At 70.2% G+C, this 24,203-nt stretch carries 20 protein-coding genes; 2 read left to right on the plus strand and 18 right to left on the minus strand.

Annotated features, from left to right (window positions below; genetic code table 11):
• The 13 genes from tagF to RISW2_RS03195 all read right to left on the minus strand — a co-directional run.
• Positions 1-246, minus strand: a 246-nt coding sequence (gene tagF / locus RISW2_RS24465) for a type VI secretion system-associated protein TagF (RefSeq protein ID WP_156943772.1), incomplete at its 3' end; no start/stop codon positions are given.
• Between the two features lie 10 nt (positions 247-256).
• Complete coding sequence (gene tssM, locus RISW2_RS03140; RefSeq protein ID WP_043766534.1) at positions 257-3,808, minus strand: type VI secretion system membrane subunit TssM; 3,552 nt, start codon at positions 3,806-3,808, stop codon at positions 257-259.
• A gap of 6 nt (positions 3,809-3,814) precedes the next feature.
• Positions 3,815-5,179, minus strand: a complete 1,365-nt coding sequence (gene icmH, locus RISW2_RS03145) for a type IVB secretion system protein IcmH/DotU (RefSeq protein WP_043766537.1) — start codon at positions 5,177-5,179, stop codon at positions 3,815-3,817.
• A gap of 1 nt (position 5,180) precedes the next feature.
• Positions 5,181-6,515 carry a type VI secretion system baseplate subunit TssK gene (tssK, locus tag RISW2_RS03150; protein WP_043766540.1) on the minus strand — a complete coding sequence of 445 codons (1,335 nt, stop codon included), beginning with the start codon at positions 6,513-6,515 and terminating at the stop codon, positions 5,181-5,183.
• A 13-nt stretch (positions 6,516-6,528) separates the two neighbouring features.
• On the minus strand, positions 6,529-6,984 hold the full coding sequence (gene tssJ, locus RISW2_RS03155; protein ID WP_084615230.1) for a type VI secretion system lipoprotein TssJ: 456 nt from the start codon (positions 6,982-6,984) through the stop codon (positions 6,529-6,531).
• A gap of 1 nt (position 6,985) precedes the next feature.
• Positions 6,986-8,476, minus strand: a complete 1,491-nt coding sequence (gene tagH, locus RISW2_RS03160; protein WP_043766542.1) for a type VI secretion system-associated FHA domain protein TagH — start codon at positions 8,474-8,476, stop codon at positions 6,986-6,988.
• Positions 8,473-9,543: a type VI secretion system baseplate subunit TssG gene (tssG, locus tag RISW2_RS03165; protein WP_051491765.1), complete on the minus strand. Its 1,071-nt coding sequence runs from the start codon at positions 9,541-9,543 to the stop codon at positions 8,473-8,475. The genes tagH and tssG overlap by 4 nt, the downstream gene beginning before the upstream one ends.
• Entirely contained in the window at positions 9,507-11,384 is a 1,878-nt protein-coding gene (gene tssF / locus RISW2_RS03170; RefSeq protein ID WP_043766545.1) for a type VI secretion system baseplate subunit TssF, read from the minus strand. The genes tssG and tssF overlap by 37 nt, the downstream gene beginning before the upstream one ends.
• Complete coding sequence (gene tssE / locus RISW2_RS03175) at positions 11,384-12,061, minus strand: type VI secretion system baseplate subunit TssE (RefSeq protein ID WP_244437497.1); 678 nt, start codon at positions 12,059-12,061, stop codon at positions 11,384-11,386. Before tssE ends, tssF begins: the two co-directional genes overlap by 1 nt.
• Before the next feature lie 65 nt (positions 12,062-12,126).
• On the minus strand, positions 12,127-12,636 hold the full coding sequence (locus RISW2_RS03180) for an Hcp family type VI secretion system effector (RefSeq protein ID WP_043766550.1): 510 nt from the start codon (positions 12,634-12,636) through the stop codon (positions 12,127-12,129).
• Positions 12,637-12,670: 34 nt separating this feature from the next.
• A complete protein-coding gene (gene tssC / locus RISW2_RS03185; protein ID WP_043766552.1) occupies positions 12,671-14,176 on the minus strand; it encodes a type VI secretion system contractile sheath large subunit in 1,506 nt (501 codons plus the stop codon).
• Between the two features lie 3 nt (positions 14,177-14,179).
• A complete protein-coding gene (tssB, locus tag RISW2_RS03190) occupies positions 14,180-14,719 on the minus strand; it encodes a type VI secretion system contractile sheath small subunit (RefSeq protein WP_043766554.1) in 540 nt (179 codons plus the stop codon).
• A 14-nt stretch (positions 14,720-14,733) separates the two neighbouring features.
• Entirely contained in the window at positions 14,734-15,888 is a 1,155-nt protein-coding gene (locus RISW2_RS03195) for a type VI secretion system protein TssA (RefSeq protein ID WP_043766557.1), read from the minus strand.
• A gap of 194 nt (positions 15,889-16,082) precedes the next feature.
• Between RISW2_RS03195 and RISW2_RS03200 the strand changes: the two genes are divergently transcribed.
• Together RISW2_RS03200 and RISW2_RS03205 are read left to right on the plus strand one after the other, a co-directional pair.
• Complete coding sequence (locus tag RISW2_RS03200) at positions 16,083-16,505, plus strand: DUF6484 domain-containing protein (protein ID WP_043766560.1); 423 nt, start codon at positions 16,083-16,085, stop codon at positions 16,503-16,505.
• Between the two features lie 8 nt (positions 16,506-16,513).
• Positions 16,514-16,864, plus strand: a complete 351-nt coding sequence (locus tag RISW2_RS03205; RefSeq protein ID WP_043766563.1) for a hypothetical protein — start codon at positions 16,514-16,516, stop codon at positions 16,862-16,864.
• Between the two features lie 4 nt (positions 16,865-16,868).
• On the opposite strand, the gene RISW2_RS03210 is transcribed toward RISW2_RS03205, so the two are convergent.
• The 5 genes from RISW2_RS03210 to tssH are packed head-to-tail and all read right to left on the minus strand — an operon-like array spanning position 16,869 to position 24,088.
• Positions 16,869-17,777 (minus strand): hypothetical protein, encoded by a 909-nt coding sequence (locus tag RISW2_RS03210; protein ID WP_043766567.1) that lies wholly within the window; start codon positions 17,775-17,777, stop codon positions 16,869-16,871.
• Positions 17,778-17,814: 37 nt separating this feature from the next.
• Positions 17,815-19,173, minus strand: coding sequence for a PAAR-like domain-containing protein (locus tag RISW2_RS23875; RefSeq protein ID WP_084615231.1), 1,359 nt, complete (start codon positions 19,171-19,173; stop codon positions 17,815-17,817).
• Positions 19,170-20,204: a beta-ketoacyl synthase N-terminal-like domain-containing protein gene (locus tag RISW2_RS03220; RefSeq protein WP_043766570.1), complete on the minus strand. Its 1,035-nt coding sequence runs from the start codon at positions 20,202-20,204 to the stop codon at positions 19,170-19,172. The genes RISW2_RS23875 and RISW2_RS03220 overlap by 4 nt, the downstream gene beginning before the upstream one ends.
• Positions 20,201-21,301, minus strand: coding sequence for a DUF2169 family type VI secretion system accessory protein (locus RISW2_RS03225; protein ID WP_043766572.1), 1,101 nt, complete (start codon positions 21,299-21,301; stop codon positions 20,201-20,203). The genes RISW2_RS03220 and RISW2_RS03225 overlap by 4 nt, the downstream gene beginning before the upstream one ends.
• A 9-nt stretch (positions 21,302-21,310) precedes the next feature.
• Entirely contained in the window at positions 21,311-24,088 is a 2,778-nt protein-coding gene (tssH, locus tag RISW2_RS03230; RefSeq protein ID WP_043766575.1) for a type VI secretion system ATPase TssH, read from the minus strand.
• Between the last annotated feature and the right edge of the window lie 115 nt (positions 24,089-24,203).

Genomic DNA, 24,203 nt, shown 5'->3' on the forward strand with positions numbered 1-24,203 from the left:
GACCGCGGCGAGCGGGAACGCCCGCCCGGCCGCATCGCGGCTCGGCAGCGCCGCCACGAGGAGCGTTCCCTGCCCCGCCCGCATCACGGCGAGGAGCCCCGCACCGGGCCACGCCGCGGGCCGCGCCGCCGCCTCGCCCAGCATCTGCGTGAGCCAGCGGTCGAGCGGCGCCCGCGCGCCCGGCGGCAGGCCGCGCGCCACGAAATCGCCCGCCGCCGGCAGCTTGCCGAAGAAGCCGGTCGTCACGCGGGCGCGCCTAGAAGCCGCGCGGGCAGGAGAAGCCCGAGAACATGGTCAGGTCGAACGGGTTCTCCACCGAATTGGCGCGCAGGTTGAAGCTGGCGGAATAGCCGCCAGCGGACAGCCTGAGCCCGAACACCTCGGGCAGCGCGGTCTCGCTCAACGCGCCCTTCCGCACGAGCCGCAGGAAGGCCCAGCTGCCGGTCTCGGAGGTGATGAGCTCGCCCGTGCCGTCCACGGGCGTGAAGGACAGCGTGATCATGTTGGTGCCGTCCGGGCCCGGCCAAGTCATCGGCGTGGGGCGCGCGGCGGCGTTGAAGTAGCTCAGCACCTGCCCGTCGACGTTCAGCGTGACCCGGCTGGCATTGCCCGACAGGTCCCGCGGTTCGAGATTGAAGGCCATGATCGGCCCCGCGCCGCCCGGGAAAAGCGCGTCGCGCATGGCGCGCGCGTTCTCGAACGGCTGCAGCAGTTCCGCCTCGAGCCCGAAATCCGCCCGCCAGCGCCACGGCCGCACGGTCGTGTCGACATAGGCCTGCAGGTTGTCGTTGATGTAGTTGTCGACGAGGCCGCCCGGCCCGAAGAGCCGCGCGAAGTCGAGGATGTTGACGTCGATCGCCGAGGACTGGTCGAACGGGTAGCGGCCGGCGGTCGCCGAGGTGCAGAACGGCAGGATGTCGGCCCGCCAGCGCGCGTTCAGCTGCGCGATGACCGCCTCGCGGGTGACCGAGATGGCGTCGCCGGCGATCCCGGCGATCCACTGGTCGATCGGGTCGGGCAGGATGCCCGCCTCGTTGGCGATGGCACCGGTCAGCTGCGGCAGGCCGCCGCGGGCGAGAAGCGCCGCCTCCGGGTCGGGGCTCGCCGCCACCGTCTGCAGTTCGTTCGACAGCGCGGTCAGCGCGGCGACCGCGTCGTTGAGGAGCGGTGGCTGGCCGTCGACTTCCTCGACCGCGGCGCGCAGGGGCTGGAAGTGTTCGGAGACCGGCGAGCCCGGCGGCACCGGCGGCGGCGCGTCCTCGCCCGACGCGCTGGCGATGCGCGCACCGGTCTTGACCAGCCGGCCGAGCTTGCCGAGCTTGTTCACCGCCTTCAGGCCGGCCTTCTGCGCCTCGGCCTGCGCGGCGTCGGTGCCGACGCCGTCCTCCTCGACCCGGGCGAGGTGCGTTTCGGCTACCACGGCGGTCAGGAGGCGCGTCAACGCGCTGTCGGTCGTCGACAGGTCCTTGAGGTTCTGCCGCGCCTGGACGAGGTCGCCGATCGGGGCGAGCCGCACGTCGCGCAGGAAGCTGTCCCATTGCGCGATGAAATCGTCGTAGTAGAGCTTGAGGATGTCCGCCTCGAGCGTGTCGACCGAGGCCTCGGCGCTCTCGTTGCATCCCCCCGCGAAGACGGCGCGGTCGAGCTGCGCCTGCGCGGCCACCTCGGGCACGCGCGGCAGCACGGCGTCGTGGAAGGCGTCGTAGGTGAAGGCGCCGGGCAGGCCCACGCGCAGCGACTGCTCGGAGAGCCGGGTCAGCACCCGCGGCCCGTTCGGCCCAGCAACCTCGGCCGGGATCCAGTCGGGCAGGCCCGCGACTGCCGGATCGGACCGGAGCGCCCGGTAGGCGCGCACCGCGAGCGGGATGGTGCAGATGCTCTCGAGCGCGGTGGCGATCAACCCTGCATCGGGCGCGATCTTGTCCTCCTCGGTGCCCATCCGCACGATGGCGGCGAGCTGGTGGTCGATCGCCTCCTCGGTCGGGAACACGTCGATGGGCGCGAAGTCGGGCAGGACGGTCTGCCACCAGACGTTCAGGAAGGCCGCGTCGTAGGGCGCCTGCCCGGTCAGCATCTGGTAGGCCTTGAGCGCGTCGAGCAGGAATTCCGGATCCCGCGCGTGCCGCCACATGGTCGCCTCGAGGAGCGCCACCATCCGCGGCTCGAGCACGTTGCGCAGCGTGTGGTCATAGGCGATGCGATGGATCTGCGCGAGTTCCGGCGCCGCGGTAGGCCCGAGGAAGGTGAGCGGCGTGGGCGCCATCCCGGTCTGCGCGTTCACCGTCTCGACCGCCGCCTCGAGCGCGAGGTCGAGGTCGAGCGGATCGGTCGGCGCCTGCCGCGCCGCCACGTTGGAAAGCCGCGCCGAAAGCCGCGCGAGCTGGCGCTCCTGTTCCGCGAGCGCGCCGTTGTTGCGCAGGAACGAGAACAGGAAGAGCGTGCCGAGGACCGCGACCGCCAGCGCGGTCGCGGCGACCGCCCCCCGCCAGGCCCAGCGGCGGCGATCCTCGGCGCGGGGATCGAACCGGCCGAGCCCCGCCTCGGGGAAGACGAGGTCGGTCAGCAGGTTGCGCAGGAAGAACGACCGCTTCTCGCCGTGCAGCCGCCGCTCCGGCAGCGGGGCCGACAGGCCCAGCGACTGCGCGATGCCCGTCACCAGCCGGTCGATGGGCGAGCCTTCCTGCGTCGCGGAGGTGAAGTAGATGCCGCGCAGCCACGGGCTGTCCTCGTAGCGGCTTTCGCCGAAGGCCGCCTCGACCAGCACCTTGATCGGCTGGGTCAGCTGTTCCATCTGCGCGGGAAAGCGGAAGATCTCGGCGCGTTGCGCGAGCGGCAGGTCCTCGGAGATGCGCCCGACGAGCCGTGCCTCCATCGCCTCCTGCAGCGTCTTCATCTCGCGCTCGACGGTGACGCCGTCGACGCGGTCCTGGGTGCCGAGCGTCGCGCCCCAGACCTGTTCGCGCTGGCGCGAGTTCAGGTCGCCGAAGAACGCCTCGAAGCCCGGCACGAGGTCGACCTTGGTGATCATCAGGTAGACCGGCAGCTTGAGCCCGGTCTGCTGCTGCAGCTCCGACAGCCGCTTGCGGATCTCGCGGCCATGTTCGCGGATCGAGGCGGCGTCGCCCGCAAGTTCCTGCGTCGACAGGGTCAGGATCACGCCGTTCAGCGCGCGCCGGCCGCGATGCCTGACGAGCAGCTTGAGGAACCCCGTCCACTCGGCGGCATCGGCGTCCGGGTCGCTCTGCTGCTGGACGTAGCGGCCGGCGGTGTCGATCAGCACCGCGTCCTCGGTGAAGAACCAGTCGCAGTTGCGCGTGCCGCCGATGCCCTTGAGATCGTCGGCGAGGTCGATGGGGAAATGCAGGCCCGATTGCCGCAGCGCCGTGGTCTTGCCGGTGCCGGGCGGTCCGATGATGACGTACCACGGCATGTCGCGCAGGAACTTGCGGCCGCCGAGCTTCGAGCGCTTCATCTGCTCCATCACGCCGCGGAACTTGGCGTGCACCTCGGCGAGGTTCTCCTCTCCCGGACCGGCGCGCGCCTCCTCGGGGGGCGCGGCCAGTTCGGACACGAAGGCGCGGTTGGCGCGCGCGGCCCGCATCTGCCGGATCAGCATCGACAGGAGCCAGAAGATCAGGATCAGCCCGATGACGACGACGCGGGTCAGTTCCCCGGCCAGCGGCTCTGCGGTGCCGATGCTCACGAGCGGGCCGTAGATCCAGATCAGCGCGCAGAGGATGGCGATGCCGATCGCCGTCCACAGGAGGCGGGAGAACAGGAAGCCGAGGATCTTCTTCAGGAACGACATGCCGGCTCAGACCTTCTTCTGCAGCACGATCTCGACGCGGCGGTTGCGCGCGCGGCCCTCGCCGGTGCCGTTGTCGGCGATGGGCTCGGTCGCGGCCTTGCCCTCGTAGGTCACGAGGCCCGCGGGCACGCCCGCCGCGACCAGCATGTCGGCGATGGTCCTGGCGCGGCCCTCGCTCAGCCCCTGGTTCGACCGGAACGGGTTCGTGCGCTGGACGGGCACGCTGTCGGTGTGGCCCACCACGCGCACCGAGCCCACGAAGTCGACATTGTCGCGGATCACCTGCGCGATGCTCTCGATCAGCGGCGCGTAGACGTCGTTGATGTCGGCCTTGGCGGAACGGAACACCTCGGGCGTCGTCGCCTGCACGACGACCACCGCCAGCGCCACGTCCTCGCGGCCCGTGAGCGCGTTGGCGGTGTCCGGGGGCGCGGCCTCGGCGAAGAGCGGCAGGAGTTCGAGGACCAGCGGTTCGGGCGTCGCCGGCTGCTCGACCGTCGTGATCACGGGGCGAAAGATCTCGGCCCGCTCGGAGGGCGGCAGGAGCGCCGCGACCTCGTAAAGCGCCTCGCCCCGGTTCGACAGGCGCATCCCGAGCGCGACGTAGATGCCGGCGATGAGCGCGACGGCGATGAGCGCCACCGACCAGAGCGGCACGGTGAAGCGGCGTTCGTCGTCGGCCACCGCCACGCCCTGCCAGTTGGGCGAGAGGTCCGCATCCTCGGCGTCGCGGTCCCGCAGGACCCGGGCCATCTGGCTGCGAAGCTGCGCCAGCGCACCCTCCCCGCCGGTGCCGCGCACCCGGTGCTTGCCGCGGAAGCCGAGCGAGAGGCACATGAAGGCGAGCTCGAGCAGTTCCGGATCGCGCTCGGGATGGCGCAGCAGGTCCTCGGAGAGGTCGAAGAACCGCTCGCCCGCGTCGACGTCCCCGTAGAGCTGCACGACGATCGGGTGCCGCGGCCATCCGCTCGCCCCGCCCCAGGGCGTGTTGAGCGCGATGTCGTCGAGCAGCGCCGCGACGAACCATGCCGCCTGGTCCGCACGGGTCAGCGGCACCCCCGCGGTCACCGCGGCGTCGCGCGAATAGGTCAGACCGTCGAGCAGGCTGTTGCGCAGCAGGTCGGGCGCGTTCGGCGGGGTCGCGCGCTCGAGTTCCGGCGCGAGCCCGAGGAGCGGCGCGAAGGCATTGACCAGGGGGTTCCCGCTCGCCCGCCCGCCGCGCAGGCGCACCGAGCGCCCGGGGGCGTCGGTCGCGCCGCCCCAGTGCGCGGCGACCGCCGGCTGCGGCTGCGCGGGGCGGTCCTGCACGCGCGGACGGATCCGGGTGCGGGCGGCATCTGTTTCCAGACCGAACGGGTCGTCCTTGGTCATGTCATCGGCTCACGGCATAGCAGTCGATCTCGGGTTCGCGCTCGAGCGTGCCGGCGACGCCGACGACAAAGCCCGGCGCATCTGCGAGCGCTGCCCAATGTTCGGACGTCCGGTCGAGCTCGAGGCAGAGCCGGTCGCCGTCATAGGGGATCTCGCGCGGCTGGGAATTGAGCGGCTTCAGCGGGATGCCGGTCAGGCGCGACTTCCACAGCGCGTCGAAATCGCCCGCGGCCCCCACCGTCGCCTGGTCGACGAAGATCTTGCGCAGGAATGCCTCGGACAGCGCGCCGCCCACGCGCAGGACGATCCGGCTCGACCGCACGATGTCGGGGTTGTCGATGCGCACGGTCCAGATGTTCTCGGAATGGCGCGCGACGCGCAGCGCCCGCGACTTGGGCTCCACGTGCCGGAGCGACAAGACGAGCGAGCGCAGCGTGTCGGCAAGCTGGCCGAAGGCCGCCTGCGGGTCCCGGTGGTCGTAGGGCGCGATCTCTCCGAGCCGCCGCGCAGACGCGCCGTAGGTGGCGAAGCGCCCGGCGACCGAGGCCAGTTCGAGGAAGAGCTGCGAGGGGTGGAAATCGTTCTGCGCCATGAGGTGCGCGAGCCGCTGGCGCGCGGCGTTCGCCGCCTCGAGGATCAGGAGGTTCTCCATCGACGCGCCGGTGCCGCCGAGGACCATCGCGCCGTGCGCCTCGGCGATGCGGTCGATGCCGGTCACGAGTTCCTTGAGCAGGAGCCCGTACCACGGCACGGCCGCGATCGTCAGCGCCGGCGCGAGGAACCCCTTGTCGAGCGCCACGGCACCTTCGGCGTTCAGCCCCTCGAGCCGCGCTATGGGCAGCGTGACGTAACCGCGCGTCTCCTCCTCGGGCAGCAGGATCTTGGGCGCGAGGCGGGCGACCTCGATCTCGACCGGGTCGGCGCCGCCGCGGATCGCGTCGCGCACCGTCACGATCTGCCCGCGGTAGCGGGCGCCCGACGGGTCCGCGTGCGCCGGGTCGATCAGCGCCGCGCCCGCCGCCTCGGCCGGGACCGCGAGATGCACGAGGCCCGCGTCCGACTTTGCCGTCACGCCGACCGGGGCAAGGTCCGCCACCCCGTCCGGGATCGCGAAGAACGTGCCGTCGGGCAGCACGCCCTCCGCCTCGGACAGCGCGATCTGGCCCGCGTCGAGGGCGACGGGGTCGAGCGCGAGACGGGTGAAGCCGTAGCTCTGCAGGGGAGTCGCGCCGAAGGCCTGGCGCACCAGTGCCTCGGCGAACCTGTCCTGCTGTTGAAGGTGCTGGGTCCGGAGGAAAAGCCCCTCGGACCAGACCACCCTGTTGCGGTCGGTCATGACTGCGTCCTGTTCAGCCCGTGGCCACCGTCAGGCCGCCCGGACCGACGGTGACGATGAGGGCGGCGTCCTCGGTGGGCGCCGCGACGGTGCGGCGCACCTGCTTGCCGGCGGGGTCGCGAAATCCGGCGGTCACGCCGATGAGCGTGGTGCCGGGCTGGATGGTGATCGGCCGCGTGGTCGCACCGCCCGGCGCCAGCACCAGCTGGTCGGCCTTCACGAGGTCCGCGCCAAGCGCCGTCGCCGGGTCCTGCAGCGCGAAATACTCGGCCGTGTTGAAGGCCCCGGCACCTGCCAGCTGCAGCACCTGCACCGTCACCGGGCGGTCGCTGCCGTCGGGGCCGCGGTTCATGCCGGGCTGGCCGCTGGCGCGGACGGTCATCACCGGGGGCGGCGCCTCGCCGCCGCACCCCGCAAGGCCAAGCGCCGCGGCGCCGGAGACCAGGAACAGGCGTCTCTCGATGATCATCTCACACTCTCCTCTGCGTTTCGTAGGCATTCCTGAAATCCGCGCCGACCTCGCCCAGGAACTGCTCCTCGGCGGCGCGCGCGATCTCGCGATAACGATCCTCGTAGAGCTGCCACAGCTTTGCGCTGCGGCCGCCGGCCATGAGGCTCTCGATCAGGCCGACCTCCTCCATCTCCTTGGCGATCTCGGCGGGGTCGAACTTGTCGACCATGCGCCGGAGCGCCGTCTGCAGCGCGCTCCACGTGCGGACCTGGTGATCGGCCAGGTCGCGGAACGCGCCGCTCAGCGCCGCCTCGGGGTCGAGATAGCCGCGCCCGCGGGCCCGGATCACCGCCTCGAGCGCCTCCTCGGTCGTGGCGAGGAACTTGAGCGGGTTCACGTCACTGCTCGAGATGATGGTCTGCGCCACGCGGACCTTCTGGCGCTCCTGCGCGCGTGTCCGCAGAAGCATCATGGTCCCCTCGACGAGCGCGCGCAGGGACCGCCCGATCTGTTCCATCTCGGCCTCGGGGTCGCCGCGCGCGGCGTCGGGGTCGATCCCCATGCCGCGGAAGAGCGCGACCCGGAGCCGCGCCGCCTCCGCATCGGAAAACCCGGGCGCCGCCGGGGCGACCGGCGGCGAGGCGTCGACCGGCGGGGCCGGCATGTCCGGCGCCGGGTCGGGCGGCGCGGCGCGCACGCGGGCACGCTCCGGCGAGGCTCCGAGCTCACCGAAGGGATCGCGCGCGGCGGGTGCCTCGGGCGTCGCGGGATCCCCGGCGTCGGGCGCTTCCGCCGGCGTGGGCGCGGGGTCGCGCGGCGGCGGCCAGCTCGCGAAGATGTCGGGCTTCGGCGCCGGGGCGGCAGGCGCAGACGGCGGCGGGGCCGGCGCGTCCTCGACCGGGTCGTCGAAATATCCCCTGCCCGTCCGCGCGGTCGGCGTCTCGGGCTCGGGGCGCGGCGGTTCGGCCGCCGGGCGGCGCAGGTCGAGGCCGAACGGATCGGACTCGTCGAGCGGGCGCGGCGGCGGCTTCTCCTCGCGCTCCCAGTTCAGCGCGTCGCCGCGATCGCTGCGGATGCCGAACGGGTCGGGCAGCGTGTCGGGGCGCTCGGGCGGCGGTGGCGGCGGCACCTCGGACGGCCCGAAGTCGAAGGCCGCGGGCATGCCCGCGCGTGGCGCCGGCCCCGACGCGCCGGGCGCCGCGCTGTCCACCCGGAAGGTGAAGTCGCCGATCCTGAGCCGCATGCCGGGCTCGACCGGCACCGAGTTCCCGGTCCCGAGCGGGTGCGCCGCGTTGTCGATGTAGAGCCCGCCGCTCGAGGCGTCGGTGACCATCACGCGGCCGTCCTCCTCGGACAGGATGGCGTGACGGCGCGACACGAACATGTCGGGGTCGTCGATCTGCCAGTCGGCATCCGCGCTGCGACCGATCACAAGCTGCCCGCCGTCGAACAGCCGGTCGCCGTCGGGCTGCGGATAGGGTGCGGATTCGAGGACGATGCGCAGTTTCATGACGGTCCTTCCCGCGCAGGCGCGTGCGGCTCGGCGATGCGGGTGAAGCACAGGTCGTCCGCGTCCCGTCCCGGTACCGGGTCGAGCCAGATGCTCCGCCCGAGCCGGCCCGAGCCGAGGCGCGCCTCGGGAACCTCGTCGGCGGCGAGCACCATGCGCAGCACGATGTCGAGCTCCTTGCCCATGGCGAAGACGACGGCGTGGCGCAGCCGCTCCCAGGCGGCGGCGTCGTCGAGGAAATCGAGGAACTGCGCACGGGTTAGCGGGCCGAGGCGCAGTTCCGCCCGCGACTGCCGGTCGAAGACGCGCGCGCCCGCCACGGCGCCGGTGCCGAGCCCGCAATGCGCGACGCCGAGGCGCGTCTGCAGCGGCTCGGGGATCTCGATCCAGCGGCCGACGAATTCCTCGACCGCGACCGGCACCCGCAGCACCGTCTCGAGGAAGCGCGACAGCCGCTCGGGGCTGCGCGGCGCGAGGTCGAGCGAGGTCGCGTGGTGCAGCTTGGCCCCGTCGATGCGCTGGTCGCCCGTCAGCGTCTCGGGCAGGCCGATGCCCGCGATGGCGCGCATCATCGCCGTGATGCGGTCGCCATCGGCGCGGGTCACGTGGATCTCCGGCCGCGCATCGGCCCACGCGCGCCAGTAGAGCCCGATCTGGCGATGCTGCAGCATGTTGACGAAGTCGAGGAACGAGGTGTCCGCCGTCGCGCCCGACGTGTCGCCCGCGAACCAGCGCTGCGACAGCCGCTGCATGATCCAGCGCGTCATGTGCAGGGGCATCGGTCCCTCGGGACCGATGAGGCCGATCACGTTCACGGCGACGTTCGGCGGCAGGCCCTCCTGCCCCGGTGTCACCGCGGCGACGTCGGAGGCCGCGAAGGCGAGCCGCGCCGTCTGGCCGAGCCGTGCGGGTTCGCGCTCCGCACCGCCCGCGCGGCCGAAGCGACGCTCGCGCGTCTCGAGCCGCCGGAGCAGGTCGAAGAAATCCGTCTCCACCGCCGGGGGATCGTCTGCACCCGCGACCGGGCCGCTCAGATCAGGGCGCGCGTGCCTGGCGTCATCGGCCATGTCACCTCCGCCTGTTGCTGGGTCAGCCGGGTCTTCGTCCGGACAAAGGAATTGATCGCCGCGTGACGGGCGAAGAGGCGCGAGAGGATCGCCGACAGCAGCAGCGCGCTGCCGCCCGACAGGATCGTCTCGTTGACGTCGAGCGTGATCTCGGTGCCGTGGCCGAAGCAGATCGGCCCGCCGAGCTGCAGCCGCTCGACCACCTGGCGCGAGGACACGCCGGCAATGCTCTGGCCGTGGCGCCGCAGGTTCGGGTCGCCGCGATCGGCGTAGAGCGCGATCATCGTCCGCAGCGGTTCGCTGCCGGCCGAGCCGTCGGCGAGCGACAGGTGGTTCAGCCCGAGCTGCGCGATCCAGCGCCAGGTCAGCTCGTCGATCCGCCCCTCCCCCGCCGCACCCGAGGGCAGCGTTGCCCTAAGCGACGGGCGCGGGCGGTGCATGCCGCGGAGCGGGCGCACCTCCTGCACCGGGTCGCCCGCCTCGAGCGTGAGCCGCGGCATGTCGTCGAGGATCGGCAGGTCGCGATTCGTGCAGAGCGCGCGGATGTCGAGCCGGCGCAGCGGCTTGGTCGGCGTCTTCCCGTCGGGCTGCCCGATCGAGATATGGAAGTCGTCGCCCGAATAGCGGCTGCGGGTCTGCCCCCGGCGCACCTCCTCGGTGTCGGGCAGGCGCGGGCGACGTTCGGCGGAATAGACAAAGCCACTGTCCGCGGTCGCCTCGGTGGAGAAAAGCGGCTTAACCCTCGCCTGCGGACCCTCGACCTCGGCGTCCTCGACCCGAAGGAGCCGGTAGATCTCGAAATCCTTGGGCCGCGTGCGGTCGGCGTGCACGATGTGCGAGGCGCGGCCGGGGCGCAGCTCGACCACGTTGCATTCGTGTTCGAAGAGGTTCGCGACGGGCGTCACGAAGAGGTGGAAATCCTCGGTGCCCACCGAGACGAGGTCCGGCCGCTGCTCGGTGAACAGCACGACGATCTCGAGGGGGTGCGCGCTGCAGGCCCGGATGACCGGCGCGAGGCCCCCGAGGCGCATGTAGTGGAACCGCTCGGGCATCAGGAAGTATTCGCGCAGAAGTCCGTAGCCCTCGAAGGACGGGCGTACCCGGGGCAACAGCGCATCGTCCGCGCCCATGCCCACCATCTGCGCGTCCGCGACGCGCCGGAACGGCGTGCGGCCATCCGCGGGCCGCGCGGCGACCCCCGCGCCGAAGCCGAACACCGCGTCGAAGATCCCGCCGCCCCGCACGCCCGCGCCGAAGAAGAGGTCGAGCACGTCGAGCGAGAGTTCCGCCAGGCTGCCCGCGCCGGTGCGCTCGAGCCGGATGTGCAGCCCCGCCGCCGCATCGCGCGTCAGGGCCTGCGACACGCCCGCCTGCGCCAGCGCCCCGCGGTCCTGGAGCAGCCGGACGGCGCCGAGCCTGACCGGCCAGAGCGCGACCTCCTGCCGCGTCGTGTAGGTGCAGCGCGTCTGCTGGCCCTCGCGCAGGCCCGAGACCAGCCGCGTGCCGCGCGCGACGCGATGCCCGTCGGTCATCCGCTCGACCTGCGGTCCGGGCGAAAGCGCCGCCATGGTCATCGCGGGCGAGGGCCCCGCCAGGTCGGGATAGAGCATGTCGAGCAGGTTGCGGACGTAGCGGCTCGCCTCCCCGTCGACCTTGAGGCGGGTGCGCGCGGCGAGGTAGGCCACGCCCTCGAGCAGGCGTTCCACGTAGGGGTCGGGACAGGGCACGGATTCGAGCGAGAGGTTGCGCGCGACGTTCGGGTGAAGCGCGCCGAATTCCTCCGCGAGGCCGCGGATATGCGACAGCTCCTCCTCGAAATATTCCAGGAATGCCGCGTCCATCAGGCGTCCTCCAGGACCGTGCGCGCCTGCCCGTTCTCGAGGTCGATCCGGGTCGAGAGGCGCAGCCGTTCGGGCACCGGCGACAGCATCAGGATGCCGTCGACCTCGATCCTGAGGCCGGCGCGGTCCGAGGGGCGCACCTTGACCCGGACGCTGTCGCGCCGGAGCCGCGGCTCGAACGTGTTCACGACAAGCGTCAGCTCGCGCGCCAGTGCATCTGGGTCGATGTCGCTGCCGGTGAGGCCGGCAAAGCAGGGCACGCCGTAGTTCACAACGCTGCGCCGCACCTCGGGGAAGGCCGCCAAAAGGTCGGACGGGCTCTTGTGCAGGAAGGCGTCGCGCTCGGGCAGCAGGAAGGTCGCCTCGAGCCGCTCGGTGTTGAAGAGCATCTCCATGTCGCGGCGCACCGCCTCGCGCAGGACATCCGCCGTCACCACGACGCCGCCATCCTCGAGCCTGCGCCGCGCCGCGAGCAGCCGCAGCAGCCGGTGGGCCAAAAGGCGCGTGTCGTCATCGAGATCGGTGCGGCGCTCGATCTCGCGGGTGCCGCCGGCCACGAGCGCATCGGCCGAGGCCGCGTCGCCCAGGGCGCGCGCAAGGTCGCGCCGCAGCGCCTCGGTCTCCGCGACAAGTCCCGGCAGGTCGTCGGTCAGCCTGTCCCACAGGGATGGCTGCACCGCTTCCTGCCGGGAAACGGTCCGCGTGTCGGCCTTGTCAGACACCGGACTGTGCCATGGGCGCCTCAGGCGCCCTTCGCGATGTCGAACTCGATCTCGTGCTCGTCGCCGGCGGAGTGGTCCTCTTCCTGCACGATGTACTTGATCTTGACGTTCTCGAAGGCGAACGCGATCTCCTCCTGCAGCTCCTGTCCCTCGCGCTCGATCCCCTCGGAATCCGTGATCCGGCCCTTTCCCGTGATCTCGTATTTCGAGATGATCGTGTTCTGCATGGTGATGGTGAGGTAATCGAGGTGGGCGTCGCCGGAATCCCGGCGGATCGTCACCACGACCTCGTCGAAGGACGTCGCCTTCATGGCGCTGAGCGCGATGTAGGGCGAGGACGCGTCGTAGGTCTTCTTGCAATGGAGCGACGACACGTCGGCGCGGGCGCGTGCACGGCCGCGGCCGATCTGCGCGGTGGACGCCTGTTCGATCATCCAGGACACGTCGGAGATGTCGATCTCGTCCTCGTGGTCCGCGCGCTGCGATTCACCCGGGATGTCGGGAATCTTGAGATAGCCGGTAAATGCCATTCTGAACTTCTCCTCTTTTGGTCAATGAATTCAGTTAAGACTTGACCGAGGGCAGCTCGGACACGAGCCGCAGGCTCGCGTTGATGCCCTCGAGTTGGTAATGCGGGCGCAGGAAGAACCGGGCGTTGTAATATCCCGGGCGGCCCTCGACGCTGTCCACCTGCACTTCGGCGGCCGCGAGCGGGCGCTTTGCCTTGGCCTTGTCGTCGGCCATTGCGGGGTTCGACAGGACGTAGCGGTTGATCCACTCGCTGAGCCAGACCTGCATGTCCTTCCGTTCCTTGAAGGTGCCGACCTTGTCGCGCGCGATCGCCTTCAGGTAATGCGCGAACCGGCTGACCGGGAAGAGGTAGGGAAGGTTCGCCGACAACCGCTCGTTGGCCTGCGCGTCCGGGTCCACCAGCCGGCCGGCGCGGGTCTCGTCGTCCTGCAGCGAATGCGCGCCGATGAAGGCCGCGACGTCGGTGTTCTTGCGATGCAGGATCGGCATCATCCCGAGCTTGGCGAGCTCCGCCTCGCGGCGGTCGTCGATGGCGATCTCGGTCGGGCACTTCATCGCGGTCGAGCCGTCGTCGGTCGGGAAGGTGTGCACCGGCAGGTTCATCACCGTGCCGCCCGATTCAACGCCGCGGATCTGCGTGCCCCAGCCCGACAGCTTGTGGCTGCGGTTGATGTTCACGCCCATGGCGAAGGCCGCGTTCATCCAGACGTAATGGTCGTGCTTGCCGTCGATCTGTTCCTCGAAGTCGAAGCCCTTCACCGGCACGGTGTCCGACCCGTAGGGCAGGCGCGCCAGCACCCGCGGCATGGTCAGGCCGATGTAGCGGCTGTCCTCGCTTTCGCGCAGGGACTGCCACGAGGCGTATTCGGGCGAGGACACGATCTGCTGCAGGTCCTGCGGGTTCGGCAGCTCCTGCCAGCTCTCCATGCGGAAGAGCTGCGGCGCGGCGGCGGCGATGAACGGCGCGTGCGCCGAGGCGCAGATGCCCGACAGGTTGCGCAGGAGGCCGACGTCCTTGGGCTTGTGGCTGAACTCGTAGGCGCCGACGATGGCGCCGAAGGGTTCGCCCCCGAACATCGAGTACTCGTCGGAATAGATCTTCTTGAACACCGCCGACTGGTCCCACATCTGGCCCTCGTAATCCTCGAGGTGGTCGGCCAGTTCGTCCTTCTTCATGTTCATGACACGGATCTTGAGCTTCTGATCCGTCTCGGTGTTGTTCACGAGGTAATGCAGGCCCCGCCAGGTGCCCTCGATCTCGCGCACTTCGGGAGCGTGCAGGATTTCGTTCATCTGCTGGGTCAGCATCTGGTCGATGCCGGCGATGAGCGACTTGATCGACTTGACCGCGTTGCCCGAGATGGTCGCGGTGCCGGACCGCTCCTTGGCGGCGAGCGCGAGGTTCGACACGAGCGACTTCAGCTTGTCGCTCTCGTCCTCCCTGACGCGGAAATCCTTCTCGAGGAGGTCCGAGAACTCGCCCAGGTCGAGCGCCTCCGCCTCGGCCGCGCCGCCTGCAACCTGCTTTTCTTCAGCCATGGATCAGCCCTCCGCCTTGTCCTTGCCGGCGGACACGGCCTGTTCGGCAGCCTGCGCAAGAAGGGGTTCGTTGTTCAGGAGCTGCGCGATGCGCTTCTCGGCATCGACCTTGCCGTCCATGTAGCTCAGCAGCTCGACGAGCTGGCGGCGCATCTTCAGAAGCTCGGAAAGCGCCGGCACCTGCTCGGCCACCTTGTCGGGGGCGAAGTCGCTCATGCTTTTGAAGGTCAGGTCGACGAAGAGCTCCTCGTCCTTGTCGGCGCCGTCGGCGGCGGGCAGCGTGTTCTTGACGCGAGCCTTCACCCGCGGCGCGAGCGCCTCCATGAACTTGTTGAACCGGCCCGCGTCGGTCTCGACGAAGTTGCGGTCGCCGACGGCCTTCTTGGCCTCAGGCGTCTCCGACGCCCCCGACAGGTCGGCCATGACGCCCATGACGAAGGGAAGCTCGATGGTCGTCGGGCTGCCGTAATGTTCCACGTCATAGGCGATCTGGACGCGCGGCGCCCGGTTTCGCTCGATGACCTTCTGCTTGCTGTCGCTCATGCTACCTTCCCTTGCTATCTCTTCTTCGTTTCCTCGACGCCCGCGATGTTTCGGAACTCCTTGAGTCCCGAGGGCGCGATCTCTTCCATGAGTTCGAGGAAATCCATCGACACCATGCGGCGCATGCGGCGGGCGAGGTGGGGGATCGGGCTCGACGGTTCGGTCCGCTCGTAGAAGTCGACGATCCGGTCGAGGCACGCCTCGACATCGGCACGGGACGTGATGCCTGCGGGCGCGGCCGCCGCACCATGTGCCCCGTTGAGGGCCGGCGCCGCCATGACCGGCGCAGGCGCGGCCGAGGGGGACGGCGCCGCGGCGCCGTTCGTCGCCGGCACGGGCCGGGGCGGCGCGCCGGCCCCCTGCCCCGCCTCGAGCGACAGCCGGCAGGCCGCGAGGAAATCGGACAGTTCGGGCAGGACGAGGCCAGTGCCCGCGTCGAGCCCCGCCGCGGCGTCGAAGGCCTTGCAGAGCGCCGCGATGCCGGCCTCGGCGGCACGCAGGTCCGCGACCATGGCGCCCGCGCGCTCGGGCTCCTCGGCAAAGAGCGCGCGGCAGGCGGCGGTGACCCGCGTCACGCGGCGGCCATGCGCGGCGACGAGCGCGTCCTTCTCGGCCTGCCCGAGCCCCGAGGCCGCGCGGTTCAGCATCTCGAAATCGCTGAGCCGTCCCGCGGCCAGGTCGTCGCCCGAGATCGGGCCGATGCCGCGCGGCGTCAGCACGTAGCGGAACCGCAGGTCGCCGAGCAGGCCGTTGTCGTCGTTCTCGAGCTGGCGCAGGGCGTTCGACCGCGGCAGCACCGCGGCCTTGGGATCGGGCCGGTCGCGCAGCGCGGGGTGCAGGCTGTACCAGTGCGCCTCGAGCGTCCGGGTCAAGAGCGCGAGCCCCCGCGCGAGCCCGGCAAAGCCATCGTCGGCATGCAGCGCCCGCACCACGACGACAAGGACGCGCAGGTCCCGTCCCTCGCCGCAGAGCGCGACCGCCTCGTCGCGAATCTGCGCCCAGTCGACGCTCGGGGCCGATTCGTTGATGGTTCCGTCGGGGTTCAGGCGCTCCGCGCGCCGCGCCGGCTCGAGCAGCCGCTCGATGCCATGGAACCGGGGATCGTTTCTGAGCTCCACCCCGGACGGTGAGTCGCCGTCCAAGGGAGCGAGAAAGGAATCGATGTCCATCGTGGGACCGCCCGGAAAGAATAAATCAACTTGACCCAACGTTACAGAAGCCAGCGATTCGGGCAATGTCCAGACGGGTATGGAAAACCTTAGGACTCGCTCCATCCGTGCTTGGCCCCGCGTCGAGCGTGCTTGGTGAATCGGCCGGTCCGTGAAATAGTTGAAACATTGATTCAGTCGTTTCGGAGACCTCCATGAACGTGACCGGTCATGTGGACGGCGTGGTGATCGGGCTGTTCCTCGGGTTCGAGGACGGCGCGCCGCTGGTGGTCTTTCCCGGAAACACCCGCGACCACGCGATTCCCGCGCGCAGCCTGACGGCGCTCGGACCAGAGGATTCGGGCAGCGAGGTGGCGCTGCTCTTCGAGGACGGCGCCGTGGACCGGCCGCTCATCGTCGGCCGAATCGTCGAGCCCGTGCGCCGCGATCCGCAACCGCAGGTGGTCCGCGACGGCGAATCGGTGCGGATCACGGCGCAGGATCGGATCGAGCTGCGCGTCGGCAAGGCTGCGATCATCCTCGAGAAGGACGGACACGTCACGATCCGGGGCACGCACCTGGTCAGCCAGGCCTCGGGATCGAACCGCATCCGCGGCGCATCGATCAACCTGAACTGACCGTGCGCATGCGTGTGCCGGTCCTCGAGCACATCGTGCGGCAGCATGCCGAAGAGGCGGCGCACCTGTGGGTCGTCTACGACTGGCACCTGCTGCATCCGGACGAGAACCCGGACATGGACGCCGAGCGCATGGACCGCCTGATCGACCGGCTCGACGCCCATCTCGACGGGCTGCGCATCGCGGGCGCGGACGGCATCCGCATCGCGCAGGACCGCTACGACGACTTCCCCGAGGCGGGCGAACTGTTCGTCCTGCGCATGCTGCAGCCGGGCGCGGCCCGCATGCGCGTACGCGATCTCGACCTGGCCCAGGTCCGCGACTACCTCGCGGCCAAGCTGCCCGACCCGCTCGGGTGAGACGTCAGGCGACGCCGATCTCGTCGATCCGGCTCCAGGTGCCGTCCTCGAACACCATGACGTCCTTCATGCCGAAGCTCCAAAGCGCCGGTCCGGCGCGGGCGAGGTCGTAGAAGCTGGTCCCGAGTTCCATCGCGCCGTGATCGGGCACGAACGCGTCCTCGTCGTTCAGGTAGACGAGGGCGCGATCGAGCGCACCGAAAACGATCCCGTCGATCTCCGCCACGCCCCAGAGATGCGCAAGCTCGGGGTTCGAAGTGACGATCTCGAAGTCGCGGCCCCGGCCGATCGCGAGGGTCGCGTGCTGTCCGCCGACGTAGACCCGACCGTCCCGGCCGCAATGCACCGACAGGAAGGTCACGTTGGTCGCGCACTGGATCGGCGTCCATTCGGTGCCGTCGTAGTGCCAGATGATGCCGTTGTCGCCCGCGACGTAGATTTCGCGCGCCGAGTAGCCGTCCAGCTTCTCGAACCGGGTCGCGCCCAGTTCCGCGCGCATCGCCGCATCCGGCCCGAAGGCCTCCCATGTGCCGTCGGGCCCGCGGCGCCACGCCTCGAGCAGGAGGCCCACCGCCACGAAGGTGTCGCCGAGCCGGCGGAGCGCACGGAACTTTGCATCCTCCACGGGGATCTGTTCCGCGATCACCGTGTCGCCGTCGTAGATGCGCACCTCGCCTGCGTCGCCGAGCGCCATGACACCGTCGCCGGCATCGCGCAGGAACTCGATGTCCACGAGGGCGATGGCGGGTTCGGCGCCGCGTTGCGTGAACGTATCCCCGGTGATCGTCCCCACGATCCCGTGCGGTTCGGCAGGGTCGTTCGCGACGTCATCCATGACGAGGAGAACCGCCAGCGTCTCGTCTGCCGCGGCCTTGCCGGCGATCACGCGCAGCTCTTGCAGTATCGGATACATCGCGCTGTCCTTTCCGTGCGAACGAGGGCCGCGTCCACTATTTCCTGCGCTTGGCGGCGCTCGACGTGGCCGAGCTCAGGCGCCGCTTCGTCGCCGTGCCTGTCTTTTCCACGATGTTGCGCGCCGCCTGAAGGATCTGGTCGATGCGTCCGCTGCGCCGCTTCGCGTCCTCCAGACCACGCCCAGGTCCCGCATCGCAGCGCATGTCGGTGTCGTCACTGATCCCGGCCGTGGTGCTGTGGTATTCCTTGAGCTGCGCCTCGATGCAGTCCGGATTGCAGTCGGAGACCGGAAAGACCTTGGCAACCGATTCCGTCGCGATCTTGCGCGCCTCGGCATGGGTCAGGTTGTAGCTGTCACCGGTCTTCTTGGTCTTGCCTGCGATGGACAGCTTCTTTTTCGGCTTGTGCGTCTTGCCGCCCTTTCCGTCGTCGGCGGCGGACATGAACCCGATGTAGTATTCGCCGTGCATCAGGCCGTGACTGCCCTTGGTATGGCAGCAGCCCTCGACGCAGATCGTCGGCGCTTCCTGGGGATCGTATCCCTTGCAGCCCTTCAGGGGATCGCCGTCGCCGTGGGTGCCGGTCGCAAAGGAAAACTCCGGGATCAGGTGGTGCCCGGTCTGCATGCCGCAGCACTCGCCCTTGTCGGCGTCCTTCTTGGACACCAGCACGCATTTCCGCGCTCTGAGGCACGCATCGTCCTGTGCGCACGCATAGTGCTTCATGCGCATCTTGTTCACGTTCGACACGCCCTTGCCGCCCTTGCCGTCCTTCACCTCGACGCTCGTCGTGTTCATCTGGAGACGGGCATCGCTGGCCTTCGAGGTGTTGTCGACTTCGACGCCTTCCCATTCCTTCTTGAGGCCGGCGTTGGCGCAGACGTCTTCCAGCGACTTGCCGGCCGGGCAGTTGTCGGTGACCTTCTTGAAGTCGTCGACGCAGGGATCCTTGCCGTCCTTGAAGTTCGCCGAGGAGATCTTCGGGAAGGGCGGCGCGTTGGCCGGCGTCGAGGCGTGGTTGTTGGTCTGGATGTCGCTGAAGCGGGTGAGGTTCTCGGCCTCGGCCTTCACGTTCATCGAGAAGGCCTGCGAGTAGGCCTTGCCGGTGTTCTTGGACGTGATGACACCCTTCTTCGCGGCGCAGCCGGCCTCGTCGCCGGTCGTCTTGGTGAAGTAGGACTTGTTCTTCTGGTTGACGGTCTTGCCGCCGATCTTGACCGTCCCGGTGCCCTTGTCGGTGTCGCTGTCGAAGCCGAAATTCGGGTAGGGCACGGGCACGCCCGGGGGCGTTGCGGGGTTCTCGGGCGGCGTCATGCAGACGTCCGGGAAGGCTGCGATCACCATGTTGGCCTGCGCCTTGCACGACACCTCGAGCTTGTTGGCATAGACCGTCATGCGACCGCCCTCGCCCGCGCGGTGCGGAACACCGCGGCGCCGCAGGCCCCGTCGTCGCCCGAGGATTCCACGAGGATGGGGTCGCCCGCGCCGTAGCCGCGTTCGAACGCGTCGAGCGCCCAGCCGACCATGACCGGCACGATCGCCGCGCCCACGTTGCCGATGCAGTCCGTGGGCGTCCAGAGCGCCTGGTTGTCCGTGCGCTGGCGCACGGTGCGCTGCATTGCGAGCGCCGTCTGCTTGAAGAAGAACGCCTCGCCCGTCAGGTCGGACACGCGCACGTCGACGTCGCGCCCGGCGATGCCCGCCGCGTCGAAGGCGTCGCGGTAGGCGCGCACCATGCCGTCGGCGCGCAATGGCACCTCGTCGGGGTTGTAGAGGTAGGCGGGTTCGCGACCGAGCCCAAGCCCCGCGAGCGCGAAATGCTGCGGCGCACCCGCGGCGCAGACGATCGCGGCGGCGGCCTCGCCGGGCACGAAGCCGTTCGCGTTGTCGCCGGTCAGGAGCCGGCCCGCCCGCAGGTAATGCGCGACGGCCGAACCGGTGAGCAGGCTGTCGACGCCGACGATCAGCGCGCGCTCGGCCTCGCCGCGCTCGAACATCCGGCGGACGCGCTCGAGCGCGACGATGCCCGAAGGCCGGCCATGCGCGACCACGTGCAGCGGGCTGCGGAGCGGAAGGTCGGAGAATTCGAGCACCTGCCGGCCGAAGGTTTCGGGCGTGCGCACGGGCCGGCCCGGACGGGTCTCCTCCGCGAGGCAGAGGATGACCGGAAGCGTGCCGTCGCGGACCTGCGGCGCACGCTCGAGCGCGTCTACGACGGCGCCGGCGGCGAGATGCGCCAGCCGTTTCGAGCCGACCCAGTCCCGCGGCAGGGGCACCGGCGCGCCGACGAGCCAGGCGCCCCCCGGCACGACGAACTGCGTCTCGGCGAAACCGTCGATGCCGCAGCGCATGGCGGCGCAGCTCGCCGCGCCCGTCAGCCCGACCGCGGTCACCATGCCCGCGGCGATCACGTTGACCCCGGTCATGTGCCGGCATCCGCCGGCATCCGGAACCCGGCCGGCCCCATGTACACCTTTCCGGCCGCGCGGGCGCGCGTCATGCCCGGCCGCGGCGCGCCGATCCACGCCTCGGTGAACTCGGTGATCACGCGGCGGATCGGCACCTGCACCCGCCAGACGAGCGAGAGGGTCCGCGCCTCGGTGTCGAAGAGCAGCGTGTCGGGCATGGGGGCGCCGTCGAACGCGGTCTGCCATCCGCGGAAGATGCGCAGCGGCAGCGCCGTGCGCGGCAGGCGGAACGCCTCGCGCCCGGCGGGCGTCAGGTTCAGGAGCACCACGTCCGCGCCGCCTACAGGCGGGTCGATCTGCTGGTCGGGGCCGACCTGCTGGTAGTAGCGATCGTCGAAATCGGCGGGCAGGAAGGGAAAGACCTCGTCCTGCCAGCGCTGATCGTAGGTGCCCGCCCATTTCAGCCGGTCCGCCCTGCCCCGCCAGACCGGGCCGAAGGCCATGGGCCGATACGCCTCGTAGGGCGAGGTGACGGGCACGTCCGTCTCCTCGGTGTTGGGCAGCGGCTGGCCGGAGAGCCTGGGCTGGTTGCGGAAATGCGCAAAGCCGCGGCCGTGCGGGTTCGGAAGGTAGGCGGGCGGCTTCGGGTCGTCGGGATCGAGCCGAACGGTCCCGCCGAAGGCCGTGTCGTAGCCGAAGGGCTGGCGGACAAAGGGATAGGGGTCGGTCGCGAGGATGCGCGGGCCGACCACGCGCCATTCGCGGTGGCCCACCACGTCGAACGCCTTGTGCCACCCACCGACGCGGATGCCGACGCGCACGCGCTGCGCCTTCTGTCCGCCGGGCGCGTAGGCCGCGCCCTGCAGGACCACGTCGCAGCGCCCCTTGCGAAAGGCGAAGTCGCTTTCCCAGAGCGTCGCGGAATAGCCCGGCGCGCCGGTGTGCCGGTCGGCCATCACCAGCTCGGCCTGAACCGGCGACCGTTCCGCCACGCGGCCCTCGGCCCCGGGAAAGGCGAAGGTGCCCTTGACGACGAAGACGAGGAACTCGCGGCCCGCCACGTCCATGCCCATGGTGAACTGGTGGACGAAGCCCGGCCGGTTGAAGACCTCCATGGCCGGTGCCTACTCGAAGGCGTAGGCGAAGCCCGCGCCGTCGCCCGTGACCGTGACCTTCTTCAGCTCCGCCCCCTCGAGCCGGTAGGTCAGGATGCGGCGGCTGAGCTCGGGCATCAGCGTGTTGGTGAGGATCGCGTCGATCATTCGGCCGCCGCTCTCGATCTCGGTGCAGCGCGCCTTGATCACGTCCATCGCGCCGTCGCCGATCACCAGCTCCGCGCCGTAGCCCTCGCCGAGACGCCGGGCGATCGCGCGCAGCTTGTGGCCGGCGATGGCCTCGATCATGGCGTCCGACAGCGGGTAATAGGGGATCGTCACCACCCGGCCGAGCAGCGCCGCCGGAAAGACGTCGAGAAGCGGCTTGCGCAGGGCGGCGCTCAGTTCCTCCTCGTCGACGCGTGTGGTTCCCCCCGCGGTCATCGAGATGATCTCGTCCGAGCCCACGTTCGAGGTCAGCAGGATCAGCGTGTTCTTGAAGTCGATCCGGCGCCCCTCGCTGTCGTCCATCATGCCCTTGTCGAAGACCTGAAAGAAGATCTCGTGCACGTCGGGATGCGCCTTCTCGACCTCGTCGAGCAGCACGACGGAATAGGGGCGGCGGCGCACCGCCTCGGTCAGAATCCCGCCCTTGCCATAGCCCACGTAGCCCGGCGGCGCGCCCTTGAGTGTCGAGACGGTGTGCGCCTCCTGGAACTCGCTCATGTTGATCGAGATCATGTTGTCCTCGCCGCCATACATGAGCTCGGCCAGGGCAAGCGCGGTCTCGGTCTTGCCGACGCCCGAGGGCCCGCAGAGCATGAAGACGCCCACGGGCTTTTCCGGGGCCTTGAGCCCCGCGGCCGAGGTCTGGATACGGTTCGCGATCATCTCCATCGCGTGATCCTGCCCGACCACCCGTTCGGCGAGGTTGCGCGCGAGCGCGAGCGCCTTTTCCGTCTGGCTGGCCAGCATCCGGCCCATGGGAATTCCGGTCCAATCCTGGACCACCGCGGCGACCGCCTGCGCGTCGACCGCCGGCAGGATCAGCGGCGTCTCGCCCTGGGCATCCGAGAGGGCGGCCATGCGCTCGCGCAGGCGGGCGAGCGTGGCCTCCCGGTCGAACGGGGCCGGTGCGGTCCTGTCGGTGACGGGCGGCTCGGCGAGCGCGATACCGCCCTCCCCTGCCGGGGCCGCGGCGGCCTCGGCCGCGCGCGGGGCAGGACCGGCGTCGGGGGCGACGTCCCCCAGCTCTCCGGTCGCGTCGAGCCGCGCGCCCGCGCTGCGAAGCTGGGAGCGCAGCTCGAGGATCTCGTCGACGATGGCCTTCTCGGCGTCCCAGCGGACCTTCGCGGCCTCGAGACCGGCGCGGGCCGCGGCGAGCGCCTGGGCGAGATCGGCCTTGCGCTCGGCGACCTCGATGCCGATGGCCTCCTCCCGCTCCACGATGCCCTCCTCGACCTCGAGCGCGGAGACGCGCCGCTCGCAATCCTCGACCTCGGCGGGCGTCGCGTGCTGGGACACCGACACCCGCGCGCAGGCGGTGTCGAGCAAGCTGATCGCCTTGTCGGGCAGCTGCCGCGCGGGGATGTAGCGGTGCGAGAGCTTGACCGCCGCCTCGATCGATTCATCCAGCAGCTCGACCTTGTGGTGCTTTTCCAGCACGCCCGCGACACCGCGGCACATCAGGATCGCCTTGGCCTCGTCCGGCTCCTCGACCTGCACGGTCTGGAACCGGCGGGTGAGCGCGGGGTCGGGTTCGATGTGCTGCTTGTACTCGGCCCAGGTGGTCGCCGCGATGGTGCGCAGCTCGCCACGGGCGAGCGGCGGTTTCAGGAGGTTCGCGGCGTCCCCCGTGCCGGCCGCCCCCCCTGCCCCGATCAGGGTATGCGCCTCGTCAATGAAGAGGATGATCGGGATGTCCGAGCTCTGAACCTCCTCGATCACGGATTTCAGCCGCTTCTCGAACTCGCCCTTCACGCTCGCACCCGCCTGCATGAGGCCGATGTCGAGCATGTGGAGCTGGACGTTGCGCAGCTGCGGCGGCACGTCGCCGCGCGCGAGCCTCTGGGCGAAGCCCTCGACCACGGCGGTCTTGCCGACGCCGGCCTCGCCGGTCAGGATCGGGTTGTTCTGCTTGCGCCGCAGCAGGATGTCGACGACCTGCCGGATCTCGGGGTCGCGCCCCACGACCGGGTCCATGCGGCCCGAGCGCGCGCGCTCGGTCAGGTCCGTGGCATATTGGGCGAGCGCCGACTTGCCCCCCGGTACGGGCTTCTTCGCCTCGGCGGCCACGGGCGCATCGGCCCCGCGTTCGGTCGACGTGGCGAGCAGCGTGTCGAGCTGTCCGGCCATCGCCGCCGGGTCGATCTTGTCGAACTCGAGGCTGATCTTGAACAGCAGCCCCTCGAGCACCGGCACCTGCAGCGCGGCGAGCAGCACGTAGGCCGACCGCACTTCGTGGTCGCCGTATTCCAGGGCGCCGAAATTCCATGCTTCCTGGATGGCACGGAAGATGTGGTCAGAGAACTCCTCGACCGATCCCGCGCCGTGTGGCAGCGCATCGGTGGCGCGCAGCACGTCGCCGTCGAAGCGGTGACGGTCGACGCCCGCCGCGTCGAGCAGGATGTGGAAATCCGACCGGTCCGCGTCGGCCAGGGCGGTCACGAAGTGCACGAGTTCGACGTAGGGGTTGCCGCGGCGCTTGGCGGCCTGTGCCGCCTCGGAAAAGGCCTTCAGGCAGGTCGGGTTCAACTTGCCGACGAGTTCCTTGCGCTTGATTGTCTCCTGAGATCCGCGTGCGGCCATGCGATCCGTTCCCTGAAATAATTTGCCGCCCGGGGTTGGCGGAGAAATAATCCACCCGAATTTCCCGTCATGATAGACTGGTTTTGTTTCTGAATCGACTTCATTTGCATCGCTG

Source organism: Roseivivax isoporae LMG 25204 (assembly GCF_000521865.1).
Classification (GTDB): Bacteria; Pseudomonadota; Alphaproteobacteria; order Rhodobacterales; family Rhodobacteraceae; genus Roseivivax; species Roseivivax isoporae.

Bases quoted from the DNA above. Each gene is read 5' to 3' on its own strand.
- tssM (WP_043766534.1), bottom strand. From the start codon at position 3,808: ATGTCGTTCCTGAAGAAGATCCTCGGCTTCCTGTTCTCCCGCCTCCTG.
- icmH (WP_043766537.1), bottom strand. From the start codon at position 5,179: ATGACCAAGGACGACCCGTTCGGTCTGGAAACAGATGCCGCCCGCACC.
- tssK (WP_043766540.1), bottom strand. From the start codon at position 6,515: ATGACCGACCGCAACAGGGTGGTCTGGTCCGAGGGGCTTTTCCTCCGG.
- tssJ (WP_084615230.1), bottom strand. From the start codon at position 6,984: ATGATCATCGAGAGACGCCTGTTCCTGGTCTCCGGCGCCGCGGCGCTT.
- tagH (WP_043766542.1), bottom strand. From the start codon at position 8,476: ATGAAACTGCGCATCGTCCTCGAATCCGCACCCTATCCGCAGCCCGAC.
- tssG (WP_051491765.1), bottom strand. From the start codon at position 9,543: ATGGCCGATGACGCCAGGCACGCGCGCCCTGATCTGAGCGGCCCGGTC.
- tssF (WP_043766545.1), bottom strand. From the start codon at position 11,384: ATGGACGCGGCATTCCTGGAATATTTCGAGGAGGAGCTGTCGCATATC.
- RISW2_RS03180 (WP_043766550.1), bottom strand. From the start codon at position 12,636: ATGGCATTTACCGGCTATCTCAAGATTCCCGACATCCCGGGTGAATCG.
- tssC (WP_043766552.1), bottom strand. From the start codon at position 14,176: ATGGCTGAAGAAAAGCAGGTTGCAGGCGGCGCGGCCGAGGCGGAGGCG.
- tssB (WP_043766554.1), bottom strand. From the start codon at position 14,719: ATGAGCGACAGCAAGCAGAAGGTCATCGAGCGAAACCGGGCGCCGCGC.
- RISW2_RS03195 (WP_043766557.1), bottom strand. From the start codon at position 15,888: ATGGACATCGATTCCTTTCTCGCTCCCTTGGACGGCGACTCACCGTCC.
- RISW2_RS03200 (WP_043766560.1), top strand. From the start codon at position 16,083: ATGAACGTGACCGGTCATGTGGACGGCGTGGTGATCGGGCTGTTCCTC.
- RISW2_RS03205 (WP_043766563.1), top strand. From the start codon at position 16,514: ATGCGTGTGCCGGTCCTCGAGCACATCGTGCGGCAGCATGCCGAAGAG.
- RISW2_RS03210 (WP_043766567.1), bottom strand. From the start codon at position 17,777: ATGTATCCGATACTGCAAGAGCTGCGCGTGATCGCCGGCAAGGCCGCG.
- RISW2_RS23875 (WP_084615231.1), bottom strand. From the start codon at position 19,173: ATGACGGTCTATGCCAACAAGCTCGAGGTGTCGTGCAAGGCGCAGGCC.
- RISW2_RS03220 (WP_043766570.1), bottom strand. From the start codon at position 20,204: ATGACCGGGGTCAACGTGATCGCCGCGGGCATGGTGACCGCGGTCGGG.
- RISW2_RS03225 (WP_043766572.1), bottom strand. From the start codon at position 21,301: ATGGAGGTCTTCAACCGGCCGGGCTTCGTCCACCAGTTCACCATGGGC.
- tssH (WP_043766575.1), bottom strand. From the start codon at position 24,088: ATGGCCGCACGCGGATCTCAGGAGACAATCAAGCGCAAGGAACTCGTC.